12 protein-coding genes are annotated in these 12,938 nt (G+C 34.1%); 11 read left to right on the forward strand and 1 reads right to left on the reverse strand.

The genetic code is table 11. The annotated features are described in order from the left end of the window. Positions 1–59: 59 nt before the first annotated feature. Complete coding sequence (prmC, locus tag ACFX5F_RS11140; protein WP_379852109.1) at positions 60–914, forward strand: peptide chain release factor N(5)-glutamine methyltransferase; 855 nt, start codon at positions 60–62, stop codon at positions 912–914. Between the two features lie 233 nt (positions 915–1,147). Here the strand turns inward: prmC and ACFX5F_RS11145 are convergent, their stop codons facing one another. Further along, positions 1,148–2,389, reverse strand: coding sequence for an ABC transporter permease (locus ACFX5F_RS11145; RefSeq protein WP_379852110.1), 1,242 nt, complete (start codon positions 2,387–2,389; stop codon positions 1,148–1,150). Positions 2,390–2,546: 157 nt separating this feature from the next. Here ACFX5F_RS11145 and ACFX5F_RS11150 point away from each other — a divergent pair, with 157 nt between their 5' ends. The 10 genes from ACFX5F_RS11150 (at position 2,547) to ACFX5F_RS11195 (ending at position 12,810) form a co-directional block, all read left to right on the forward strand. Further along, positions 2,547–3,716, forward strand: a complete 1,170-nt coding sequence (locus tag ACFX5F_RS11150) for a hypothetical protein (RefSeq protein WP_379852111.1) — start codon at positions 2,547–2,549, stop codon at positions 3,714–3,716. Positions 3,717–3,776: 60 nt separating this feature from the next. Further along, entirely contained in the window at positions 3,777–5,147 is a 1,371-nt protein-coding gene (gene hisS / locus ACFX5F_RS11155; protein ID WP_379852112.1) for a histidine--tRNA ligase, read from the forward strand. Between the two features lie 306 nt (positions 5,148–5,453). Further along, complete coding sequence (locus tag ACFX5F_RS11160; RefSeq protein ID WP_379852113.1) at positions 5,454–6,026, forward strand: nucleotide exchange factor GrpE; 573 nt, start codon at positions 5,454–5,456, stop codon at positions 6,024–6,026. An 80-nt stretch (positions 6,027–6,106) separates the two neighbouring features. Further along, on the forward strand, positions 6,107–7,222 hold the full coding sequence (gene dnaJ, locus ACFX5F_RS11165; RefSeq protein ID WP_379852114.1) for a molecular chaperone DnaJ: 1,116 nt from the start codon (positions 6,107–6,109) through the stop codon (positions 7,220–7,222). Positions 7,223–7,357: 135 nt separating this feature from the next. Then, positions 7,358–8,278: an ABC transporter ATP-binding protein gene (locus tag ACFX5F_RS11170; RefSeq protein WP_379852115.1), complete on the forward strand. Its 921-nt coding sequence runs from the start codon at positions 7,358–7,360 to the stop codon at positions 8,276–8,278. Positions 8,279–8,350: 72 nt separating this feature from the next. Continuing rightward, on the forward strand, positions 8,351–9,667 hold the full coding sequence (locus tag ACFX5F_RS11175; RefSeq protein ID WP_379852116.1) for an ABC transporter permease: 1,317 nt from the start codon (positions 8,351–8,353) through the stop codon (positions 9,665–9,667). Between the two features lie 83 nt (positions 9,668–9,750). Further along, entirely contained in the window at positions 9,751–10,914 is a 1,164-nt protein-coding gene (locus tag ACFX5F_RS11180; RefSeq protein ID WP_379852117.1) for a sigma-54-dependent transcriptional regulator, read from the forward strand. 86 nt (positions 10,915–11,000) lie between these two features. Further along, the gene (locus tag ACFX5F_RS11185) at positions 11,001–11,738 is read left to right on the forward strand and encodes a DEAD/DEAH box helicase (protein WP_379852118.1); all 738 of its coding nucleotides are present in this window, start codon (positions 11,001–11,003) and stop codon (positions 11,736–11,738) included. A gap of 21 nt (positions 11,739–11,759) precedes the next feature. Then, positions 11,760–11,978: a DUF2007 domain-containing protein gene (locus ACFX5F_RS11190; protein ID WP_113633582.1), complete on the forward strand. Its 219-nt coding sequence runs from the start codon at positions 11,760–11,762 to the stop codon at positions 11,976–11,978. Between the two features lie 28 nt (positions 11,979–12,006). After that, the gene (locus ACFX5F_RS11195; protein ID WP_379852119.1) at positions 12,007–12,810 is read left to right on the forward strand and encodes a Cof-type HAD-IIB family hydrolase; all 804 of its coding nucleotides are present in this window, start codon (positions 12,007–12,009) and stop codon (positions 12,808–12,810) included. Positions 12,811–12,938: the final 128 nt, after the last annotated feature.

The following is a 12,938-nucleotide window of genomic DNA, read 5'->3' on the forward strand; positions in this document are numbered from 1 at the left end:
AATAGCTATTAATATATTTTATTCCGTTGGTTAAAACCAACGGCAATTCAAACAATAAAATGAAAATAAAAGAATACAGAAGCCAATTTATTCAAGAACTCACCTCGATTTATGATGCGGGAGAAGCGGAGAGTTTTTTCTATTTAATTTTAGAAAAAAAAAACAACTTGAAAAGAATAGACTTGGCATTGCGTCCTGATCTGGAATTTTCGCAAGAAGAAATTTTGGTTTGGAACTCCATTTTGGAACAATTAAAAAAGGAAATTCCGATTCAGTATTTATTGGGTAAAACGAGTTTTTACGGTTTGGATTTTGAAGTCAATGAAAACGTTTTGATTCCCAGACCGGAAACCGAGGAATTAGTCGAATGGATTTTGTCTAATAATCGGATAAGCCATGAGTCTAAAAATCTAAAAATTCTGGATATTGGAACCGGAAGCGGTTGTATTGCTATTTCATTGGCAAAAAACATTCCGAATTCAGAGGTTTATGCGATAGATGTTTCCGAAAAAGCTTTGGCTACAGCCAAAAAAAATGCAGAGCTCAATAAGGTAAAGGTTACTTTTATTAATCAAAACATTCTTGAAACCAAAGATTTACTTCAACAATTTGATATTATAGTTTCCAATCCTCCTTATGTACGGAATTTAGAAAAAGAGGAAATCAAGAAAAATGTTTTAGACAACGAACCCCATTTGGCTCTTTTTGTGGAAGATAATGATGCGTTGATTTTTTATAAAAAAATAGCGGAACTAGCTCAAAAAAACCTTTCAGAACAAGGACAGTTATTTTTTGAAATCAATCAATATCTAGGAAAAGAAATGATTAATTTATTGGAGAAAATGAATTTCAAAAACATCGAATTGCGAAAAGATATTTACGGAAATGACAGGATGATTAGTTGTCATTGCTAGGAACGAAGCAATCACATTTAGCTTAATTGTTACAAGCAAAAGTTATGGTTTAGTAGGGTGTGCGTGAGGGGTAGGAGCAAATTACCTTGTAATGCGGATGACCCGACCGCATTAAAAAAAGGGGCAACTTGCACGTAAGATCAGTTAGCCCCTTTTTTTAATGGGGTCACGCCCAAATTGTTTTGGAAAATACAGAATGTGATCGCTTCGTTCCTCGCAATGACGCTAGAAAACTACTCATATCGCAAAGCCTCAATAGGATCTAGTAAAGCGGCTTTTACAGCAGGATATAGACCTGAAAATATTGCTACAAGAAAACTCGTAATAAAGGCTGCCGAAATGGCTCCCCATGGGACGACAAAAACAAAATCCATGGCTGTTGCAATACCAAAACCAATTAATATTCCAAAAATTATTCCTGCTAAACCACCCAGTTGGCCAATTAACAAAGTTTCTATAAAAAATTGAACGGCAATTGTAGTTTTTTTAGCGCCCAAAGCTTTACGAACACCTATTTCACGGGTTCGCTCCGTAACTGAAACGATCATAATATTCATCAAAGCGATAGAAGATCCAAAAACGGTTATGATACCAATAAGCCATGAGGCAAGTCCAAGATATTTGGTAATTCCTAAGATTCTATTAATAAGGTCATCACTTCGAACTACTCCAAAATTATTGTCTTTTACCGGACTTAATTTGCGAACACTTCTCATCGTGCTTATGGCGTTGTCAATGGCTTGATCCAGTAATTCTTTTCTGGAAACCATGACACTTGTCGTGTAATTTATGTTAGGTGCTGTAAAGAGGGAACGGGCTACCTGAATAGGAATCAAAATCCTTAAATCTTGCTTATTGCCAAAAGTGGCCCCTTTTTCTTTTAAAACACCAATAACTCTAAATCGGGCTCCTCTGATAGATATAATTTTGTCAATTGGGTTGACATCTTTGAGTAAACCTTTTTCAAAATCAGAACCTACAACACATACATAAGCATTGTTTTGAATATCAAATCCGGTGAAATTTCGTCCTGAACTGGTTTCTAAACCAGAATTAGTCATGAAATATTCGTCGACTCCAACAATTGCATTTTCAGGATCAGTTTTAGCCCCTTCATACTTCACTTCGGCAGTAGTTGTAGCCGTAAAAGAAAGCGAAGTTTCGGTAAAAGGATATTTATATTTATTTTTGAAAGCAACGGCTTCCGGGTAGGAAATGATTGGATTTATGATTTTTCGTTCCTCACCGCCTTGTCTTCGGGCCGTATTTTCGTACTGGTTGACATTAAAAGTGTTGGCTCCCATGGAAGCAAAATCGGATGAAATCGTGTTTTCTAAAGCAGCAACTACGGTTAGAATTCCAACTAATGCGGTAATTCCAATAGCAATTATCAAAACCGTAAGAATGGTTCTTAACAGCTGTGTTTTGATAGATCCTAAAGCGATCCGAATATTTTCTTTGAATAATTTTAGCATAGTTCCTATTTGACACGAAAATACAATTTTTGTTACAAATTTGTTCTGGAATATGGGATATTTATTAAAAAACATCATATTTGCTGTAAGAATAATATGATTTTCGATTTTTAATAAATTGATTTTTTTAAATTTGTAATTCGTAAATTAATAAAATATGAAGAATGTTTTTTTTGCCACTTTTTGTATTCTTTTTTTTAGCAATGTGGTACACTCTCAAAATTTTAAAATCAGCAAAATAATTGCTGATAAAATAACAAAATTGCCTATCGGAAGCGTTAGTATCTATAATGATAAAGATAATTCTACAACAAATCAAGAAGGATTATTTGTTTTTGTTTCTGGTAAAAATGAAATCAATTTCAATTTCTTGGGCTATAATTCCATAAAAACTACTTTTAAGGGAATAGAAAAGCAAGACACCATTTATATGGAATCTAAAGCCTTTGAACTAAAAGAGATTGTGGTAACTAATTTAGAGCCATTTATAAAAAAAGTTTATGATAAAATGGCGGATAATTACATTTTAAATTACACTTCAAACTTTTTTTTACGTAATGTGCTCAGAAAAGATAATAACATCATTGTGTTACAAGATATTCATGCAAAAAGAGGTAAAAATGCTAGTCCAAAAAGTTCTAGTGAGATTGAAGTTTTAAACATGAGAAAAACAAGCTTTTTTGAAAAAAAGGGTATGATTGATTTTGCATTTCCAGATTTCAAGGAATTTCTTGGTGGATCATTTCCTACGTTGCGTCAAAATATTTTTACAGAAGAAGAATATAATGATGTCGATTATAGGAAAATTTTATTTGAATCTGAGGGGAAAAATGTTTGGGGGCAAATTAGTTCTGGCTATTTTATTATAAATAGAAAAGATTATGCTGTAATTGAGTTTTTTGTAACCAGCTATGGCAATCCAGAAGTTGTACCGTATCAAAAATTTAAGCTATCCAGTACGCAATACAGAACAACAAAATACGAGAGACTAATTAGATATGCTAAAAACAGTACTCTAAATAAATATTATCTCAATTCATCAAGACTCGATGCACAGGTGGAAGTGTTGGCCGATAAAAAAAGTGAGAAAACATTTTATTTCAACTTAACAATGGATTATTTCATTACTAATTCTATCACTAATGAAATAGTAGAGTCCAATTTTGCGGCTGATAAGGATATTTTTAAAGCTAAATTTTCTTATTCCGCAGATTTTTGGAACAATCAAAATCAATTGCCTTTAACCTATGAACTAAAAGACTTTTTGAAACGCGTTTCCGAAAATAAAGACAAAAAAAAGCAATTTGAGATAATTGGTAATTTCTAATTTTTTTTATTTTAAAAACAAGATATTTGCAAAAGAATTAAAATTTACGAATTCATTAAGATGGCATCAAAACCGAGCATTCCAAAAGGTACAAGAGATTTTTCACCAACTGAGGTGGCAAAACGTCAATATATCATTCAGATTATAAAAAGTAATTTCGAGAAATTTGGTTTCCAACCTATAGAAACGCCTTCATTCGAAAACTCCGAAACCTTAATGGGAAAATACGGTGAAGAAGGCGATCGCTTGATTTTCAAAATATTAAATTCCGGAGATTATTTGGCGAAAGCCAATGCAGCTCATTTAGAAAATAAAGACAGTACCAAACTGACTTCAAGTATTTCCGAGAAAGCATTGCGTTATGACTTAACCGTGCCGTTTGCTCGTTACGTGGTACAACACCAAAACGAAATTGAATTTCCGTTCAAAAGATACCAAATTCAACCTGTTTGGCGCGCCGATAGACCGCAAAAAGGACGTTTCAGAGAATTTTTCCAGTGTGATGCTGATGTTGTGGGTTCTAAATCGTTGTGGCAGGAAGTAGAATTAGTACAGTTATATGACACTGTTTTTACCGCTTTGGGTTTAAACGGAGTAATTATTAAAATCAACAACAGAAAAATATTATCTGGAATTGCCGAAGTCATAGGCGCATCGGATAAATTAATAGATTTCACTGTAGCTTTAGACAAGCTGGACAAAATAGGCGAAGATGGTGTGAAGAAGGAAATGATGGAGAAAGGAATTTCTGAAGAGGCAATCCTAAAAGTGCAGCCGCTTTTCAGTTTTACCGGAACTATTTCGGAGAAAATAACGCAGCTTTCTGTACTGCTTTCTGAATCAGAAGAAGGAATGAAAGGAGTGGAAGAATTGCGTTTTATTTGTGAGAATGTAATCAAATTGGGATTGAGTAATTCCATTTTAGATTTAGATGTAACATTAGCGAGAGGATTAAATTATTATACAGGAGCTATTTTTGAAGTGGCCCCGCCAAAATCAGTTGCGATGGGTTCCATCGGCGGTGGAGGTCGATACGATGATTTGACTGGAATTTTTGGATTGAAAAACATGAGCGGTGTTGGAATTTCATTTGGATTAGACCGAATTTATTTGGTCATCGAAGAGTTGAATTTATTTCCGGAAACCGTTACCGCAACTTCAAAAGCGTTGTTTATTAATTATGGAGATGCAGAGGCTTTTTATGCGTTACAGGCCATTCAGAAATTGAGAGCTTCAGGTGTAAAAGTAGAATTATATCCAGATAATACAAAGGTGGCGAAGCAATTTCAGCATGCTGACAAACGAGGAATTCCTTTTGTGGTTATAATTGGAGAACAGGAAATGGAATCAAATTCGTATTCGCTTAAAAATCTGGTTACCGGAGAACAGGTTTCTCTTGATTTTGAAAATTTATTGGTGGCACTTTCATAGTTTCATGACTTTACAGCATAAAAAAAGCTTCGTTTAAAAACGAAGCTTTTTTTAATATAATACAATGGTGAATTAATAATTTTTTAGGGAACCTTTCATTTTTATTTTATACTTAAAAAAACTTACACAAATGTATGTAAACTATGTCGAGATAATCATAAAATTATATTAAAATTTATAGATTAAAGATGTAATTGTTTTAAAAAGAATAAAATGAAAATTAAGGGGTGTTTTAATAAAAGAGTGACAATTTGACATTTTAAAAGAATTGGCAGTACTTTTGCAATCCATAGAAAAGAATAAAAAATGAAGTTTAAGAATATTTTTAAAAATATAAGTAATATGACTACTGAAAATACAGAAATCGATCAAGAAATAGATGAAGTAACATTAGAAAATAATGCGAACGGAGAACAACTTATTATTGAGGAATTAAGTGTAGAAGAGCAATTAACTCAAGACTTAGCGAAGGAAAAAGATAAGTATTTACGTTTATTTGCTGAATTTGAAAATTACAAAAGAAGAACTACAAAAGAGCGTATAGAGTTGTTTAAAACGGCAAACCAAGAAGTGTTATTGGCGATGCTTCCAGTTTTAGATGATTTTGACAGAGCTTTGGTTGAAATAAGCAAATCAGAAGATGAGCTTTTATTGAAAGGTGTTGAGCTTATTCACGAAAAATTAAAAAACACTTTAGTTTCCAAAGGATTAGAGCAAGTTGAGGTTAAGGCTGGGGATGTTTTTGATGCTGATTTTGCTGAAGCAATAACTCAAATTCCAGCGCCGAAGATGAAAGGGAAAATTGTTGATATTCTTGAAAAAGGATACAAATTGGGAGACAAAATTATTCGTTTTCCTAAGGTTGTTATAGGGCAATAATTGAGTCCTGAATTAATGATGTCTTTGATATTACGCGTAGAGACGCACTGCAGTGCATCTCTACAAAAGAAAAAATAAAAATGAAAAAAGATTTTTACGAAATATTAGGCATTTCAAAAAGTGCCGATTCTGCCGAAATTAAAAAAGCATACAGGAAACAAGCTATAGCGCATCATCCTGACAAAAATCCTGGAGACAAATCGGCAGAAGAAAAATTTAAATTAGCTGCTGAGGCGTATGAAGTATTAAGCGATCCTCAGAAAAAAGCCAAATACGATCAATATGGTCATCAAGCATTTGATGGTTCAGGCGGTTTTGGCGGAGGTGGTCACGGCGGAATGAATATGGATGACATATTCAGTCAGTTTGGTGATATCTTCGGAGGTGGTTTCGGAGGTTTTGGCGGAGGTGGCGGTGGCGGAGTTCGTCGCGCTAAAGGAAGCAACCTACGTATCAAAGTAAAATTAACACTGGAAGAAATTGCTAATGGTGTTGAGAAAAAAGTAAAAGTAAAACGTAAAGTTCAAGCTCCGGGTGTTTCTTATAAAACTTGTTCTACTTGTAATGGTCAAGGTCAGGTAATGAGAGTTACCAATACCATTTTGGGTAGAATGCAATCTGCTTCAACCTGTCCGACCTGCGGAGGTTCTGGCCAGATTTTAGATAGAAAACCAGCAGAAGCGGATTCACAAGGAATGATTCTTGAAGATGAAACAGTGTCTATAAAAATTCCTGCGGGTGTCGTTGACGGAATGCAATTGAAAGTGTCTAACAAAGGAAACGATGCTCCGGGAAATAGTATTCCGGGAGACTTAATTGTTGCCATTGAGGAGCTGGAACATGAATTCTTGAAACGCGAAGGAGAAAATTTACATTACGATTTATACATCAGTTTTGCTGAAGCTGTTCTTGGAATTTCTAAAGACATCGAAGCCGTAAACGGTAAAGTGAGAATTAAGTTGGAGGAAGGAATTCAGTCTGGTAAAATTCTTAGATTGAAAGGTAAAGGGATTCCAAATATCAATGGTTATGGTAATGGAGATTTGTTAGTGCATGTGAATGTTTGGACGCCAAAAACATTGAACAAAGAACAAAAACAGTTTTTTGAAAATGCCTTAACAGATGATAATTTTATTCCAAATCCTGAAAAATCAGACAAATCATTTTTCGAGAAAGTAAAAGATATGTTTTCGTAATACAGACTTAATTTATTCTGTTTGTATTAAAATATAAAAAAACCCATCCCGGTAAAACAAGGATGGGTTTTTTATGTAACAATTATAAGTATTTCGGTACTAATTATTTACTTTTACACCAATTAAAAATTCAGCATGAGTAATATACTTGAAGTTAATAAAGTCGTGAAGCAATACGGTGATTATGTAGCGCTTAACGAGGTTTCATTAACTGTTCCTAAAGGCAGTATCTACGGACTTTTGGGTCCAAACGGAGCAGGAAAAACATCACTTATCAGAATCATAAATCAAATTACTTTACCTGATAGCGGCGAGATTATCCTTGATGGTGAAAAGCTACAGCCCAAACACGTTCAATATATTGGGTATCTTCCGGAAGAAAGAGGGTTATACAATACGATGAAAGTGGGGGAGCAATGCTTGTATTTGGCTCAAATGAAAGGACTTTCAAAAGCAGAAGCCAAAGCGCAACTTGAATATTGGTTTGAAAGATTAGAAATTCAAGGTTGGTGGAACAAGAAAATTCAAGAATTATCTAAAGGAATGGCCCAAAAAATTCAATTTGTTGTTTGTGTTTTGCACAAGCCAAAACTGTTGATTTTTGACGAACCTTTTTCTGGTTTTGATCCTGTAAATGCTAATGTCATTAAGGATGAAATTTTGAAGTTAAGAGATGACGGAGCTACCATAATTTTTTCAACGCACCGAATGGAAAGTGTGGAAGAATTGTGCGATCATATTGCTTTAATTCACAAATCGAATAAGTTGATTGAAGGAAAGCTGAATGATGTCAAAAGACAATTCAAAACCAATAGTTACGAAGTGGGTGTCTTATCGGATAACGTAGAAGGTTTGATGTATGATATTACGCAAAAATTTACGGTTGGTCCTGCTAATTTTAAATCGCTTAACAACGAATTAAAACTAGAAATTCAATTGGGGAATGCCACGCCAAACGAGTTATTGAATGTCCTGACACAACGCGGACAAGTAACACATTTTGTAGAAAAAATTCCAAGTGTAAATGATATTTTTATTCAAACAGTAACAAAATAGATTGTCGGATTATTTGACATTTCGATTTTTCGAAAAATCTAATAATCTAACAATCCAATAATCTAAATATAAATGAGCATTATTTCATTAATCATAAAAAGGGAATTTATTGCCAAAGTGCGTAATAAGTCTTTCATTGTAATGACTTTTCTGAGTCCGTTATTATTCGTGGGAATAGCAGCGTTTGTGGGTTATTTAAGTTCCATGAAAGCGGATACGAAACGAATTGCGATTCATGACGAATCTGGCATGTTTGTCAAAGAATTCACTTCGCAAAACACGAAGAAAGGGGAGTATAAATACCTCGATTTGTCTTTGATTGATTTGAAATTTCTTAAAGACAGTATCACAAATGAGAGCTACGAAGGATTATTATATATCCCAAAAGAAAACAGCACAAATGATTTTGAAAATAAGATACAGTTTATTTCAAACAACAGTCCGAGTATTTCTTTCATCGAAAATGTTCAAGATGTAATTGCAAAGAAGCTGACGAAAACGAATCTGGAAAACGCCCATCTCGATACTTTAGCCATTAAAAATGCCGAATCGAAAGTGAATATCAGCTTAGCAAAAGCTTCGGGAGAGGAAAGTGTAAAAGGATTAAACGAAATAAAAATAGGGATTGGCGGCGCCTTTGGATATCTCATTATGATGTTCATCATCATTTATGGAAACATGGTGATGCGCAGCGTAATAGAGGAGAAAACAAATCGAATTGTCGAAATTATCATTTCCTCCGTTAAGCCGTTTCAGCTTATGATGGGGAAAATCATAGGAACTTCGTTGGCAGGATTATTGCAATTTCTTATTTGGGCCATTATCGGAATGTCATTAATGTTTGCCGCTTCTGTATTTTTTGGGGTAAATGTAGGTCCAACCGCCAGAATTTCACCGGAATTAATGCAAAGTGCCCAACAAGAATTTGCCGGAACTGCCCAAATTTATATCAAAGAATTATGGAATTTACCCATAGGAAGTATTCTGGGCGGATTCGTGATTTATTTTATTGGAGGTTATTTTCTTTACAGTTCGTTTTATGCCGCAATTGGCGCTGCTGTCGACAATCAAACGGATTCACAACAATTCCTTCTGCCTATCATTATGCCATTAATGTTGAGCGTATATATTGGTTTTTTTACCGTGATAAATGATCCACACGGGACAATTGCAATTATATTTTCCATGATTCCGCTCACATCGCCTATCGTTATGCTTATGCGAATTCCGTTTGGCGTACCTTGGTGGCAAATCGCAATATCAATAACCGTATTATTCGGCACCTTCTTTTCAGTGGTTTGGTTTGCTGCCAAAATATACCGAGTAGGAATACTCATGTATGGCAAAAAACCAACATGGGGCGAGTTATACAAATGGTTAAAATATTAAATTTAGGTTAATTCGTTAATTTGGTTATTCGTTAAATCGATTAAACAAATAACCAAATTAACGATTAAACAAATTATCAAAATATGTCAAAAATACTAATTATAGAAGACGAAGCCGCTATTCGAAGAGTACTCACAAAAATACTCTCCGAAGAAAACGAGACCTATCAGGTTGAAGAAGCCGAAGACGGTGCAGCAGGTTTTGAAAAAATAAAAAACAACGATTACGATTTGGTTTTATGTGATATCAAAATGCCAAAAATGGATGGTGTTGAAGTCCTTGAAGCGGTCAAAAAGATTAAACCCGAAATTCCTATGGTAATGATTTCTGGTCATGGTGATATGGAAACGGCCATCGATACAATGCGTTTGGGGGCGTTTGATTATATCTCAAAACCACCAGATTTAAACCGATTATTGAATACGGTGCGGAATGCTTTAGATAAAAAACAGCTTGTTGTAGAAAATAAAATTCTGAAGAAAAAAGTCAGTAAAAATTACGAAATGATTGGTGAAAGCGAAGCTATCAATCATATCAAACTGATGATTGACAAAGTAGCGCAAACCGAAGCCAGAGTTTTAATCACGGGACCAAACGGGACCGGAAAAGAATTGGTTGCTCATCAATTACACGAAAAAAGCGGTAGAGCTAATTTTCCTTTGATCGAAGTAAACTGTGCAGCGATTCCAAGTGAATTGATAGAAAGTGAATTATTCGGTCACGTAAAAGGAGCGTTTACTTCGGCAGTGAAAGACCGTGCAGGAAAATTTGAAGCGGCGGATAAAGGAACCATTTTCTTAGATGAAATTGGCGATATGAGCCTTTCGGCACAAGCCAAAGTATTGCGTGCGTTACAAGAAAGCATGATTACAAGAGTAGGAGCTGACAAAGACATCAAAGTAGACGTGCGTGTTGTTGCGGCTACGAATAAAGATCTAAAAATAGAAATCGCTGAAGGCCGTTTCCGTGAAGATTTGTACCATCGTTTGGCAGTTATCCTGATAAAAGTTCCATCATTGAATGATAGAAGGGATGATATTCCGATGTTGATTTCTCATTTTGCAGATAAAATTGCTTCTGAGCAAGGAAATGCAATTAAAAAGTTCTCAAAAGATGCTGTTCGTCTTTTACAAGAATACGATTGGACGGGTAATATTCGTGAACTGCGAAATGTAGTAGAACGCTTGATTATCCTTGGCGGAAGCGAAATTTCCGAGAATGATGTGAAGTTATTTGCATCGAAATAATTAAATAATTTAAAGATTAAATAATTTAAAAATTAGTGGAACACTCTTTTAATTTTTGAATATTTAAATCTTTCAATCTAAAATAAATGAAACTAAAAAAAATAAACGAAAAGTTACAAGAAGCCTTAACTGAAAACGGTTTAACCGAAGCCAATGCCATGCAAAAAGAAACCTTTTCGACACTAAAAAGTGGTTCGGATTGTATTATTATTGCGCCAAAAGGTAGCGGGAAATCAACAACAATTGTGCTGAACGTGATTCAGAGATTGGCGGGTACAAACGAAGAATCACCAAGAGCTTTGATTATTGTCGAAGACAAAGCCAAAGTATTGGAAATGGAATTGCTTTTTGAGAAATATGGAAAAAATTCTGATTTAGAGGTCTATGGCGTGCATGATAAAGGCGACATGGAATACGATAAAAATTATATTTCTAGCGGAATTGATGTGTTGATTGGGACTCCGAATAAATTGAGCGAAATGTTTACCACAGCTGGATTTAATGTAAACCGATTGAAAATGTTTGTTTTGGATGATGCAGATCCCATTTTGAAATTGCGTCATGAAACTAAAATCATGCGTATTTCAAACAGTATCAATAAAACGCAACGTATAATTTTTTCGGAACAATTCACAGAACGAATAGAAATCCTTGCTGAAAAAATGCTAGTGGAACCTTTTGAATTCGATTTTGATAAAGATGAAGAAGAGGATGAAGGCGATGCAGATGAAGAAGAGGATTTTGAGGAAGAAGAAAATTTTGAACCTGAAGCTACAGATGATTTTGAGGAGCTAGAGGGAGATGAAGAAAACGGTAATAAATAATAATAAAAAATAAAGAACAAGATGGGATTAATGAAAGTGTTTTCGGGAAGTGAAATTCTAGCAATGGCTTTACAAGAAAAAATCGAAGCGATTGGTGTAAATGTTGTCGTGAAAAATAATATACAATCAGCTCGATTAGGAGGTTTTGGAAATTCGGATTTAGCGGTTGAATTGTTTGTTCAAGAAACGGAATTTGCAAAAGTAAATCCTGTTATCGAAGAATTTAGAATGAGTATTTAAACTGAAATTAGTATTACAAAAAAATTAGATGAAATATAAAATGTTGGTCTTAGACATGGATGATACCTTGTTGACTGATGACCATAAAATTTCAAAGGAGAATAAAGAAATGTTGTTTAAGGCTCAGGAATTGGGTGTATATGTTGTTTTAGCTTCTGGCAGACCTACATTGGCCATGACTGCTTTTGCCAAGGAATTAGAATTGGATATCAATAATTCGTATATGTTATCTTTTAATGGCGCTGTTATTACAGATTTAAAAGAAGATAAAGTGCTGTTTGAACAAATGTTGACGCAACAACAAATTCATGAATTATACGATTACAGTTTAAAAAGTAAAACGGATATCATTACGTACATAGATGGTGAGATTGTCAGCGAAACAGATTCAGAATATATTGATGTAGAAAAAAATATTACTGGATTAAAACATAATAAAGTTCCAAATTTCAAGAATGCTGTGAATTCATCGGCAGTTAAATGTATTTTATTAGAAGAACCAAGTTATCTAAAAGAAGTAGAAAAGGATTTGAAAGCGGCAATGCCACATTTGAGTGTGTCAATGTCAAAACCTTTTTTTCTTGAAGTAGCACAAAATGGGATTGATAAAGCAGCAAGTGTGAAATTTTTGGCTGAAAAGCTAAATATACTTCAAAGTGAAATTATTGCCGTAGGAAATGCCGGGAATGATTTGAGTATGATCGAATATGCAGGATTAGGAGTTTGGGTAGATAATGTTGATCCAGAACTAAGAGATAAAGGAGATTTTATTGTTGCCTCTAATAATGATCATGGAGTTGCTGAGGTGGTGAGACGATTTATCTTGAATTAAAATATATTTTTTTTAATCGATGGGCAATAGGATTATAAAATTCTGAATTATTTAGTATTTACATTTATTAAAACCATGTGCAAATAGTCTTGTTAAAATATTTTCTTTTTGAGAAAATAAAAAAATCA

Origin of the sequence: Flavobacterium zhoui (assembly GCF_042787235.1) — a bacterium.
GTDB classification, from domain to species: Bacteria; Bacteroidota; Bacteroidia; order Flavobacteriales; family Flavobacteriaceae; genus Flavobacterium; species Flavobacterium zhoui.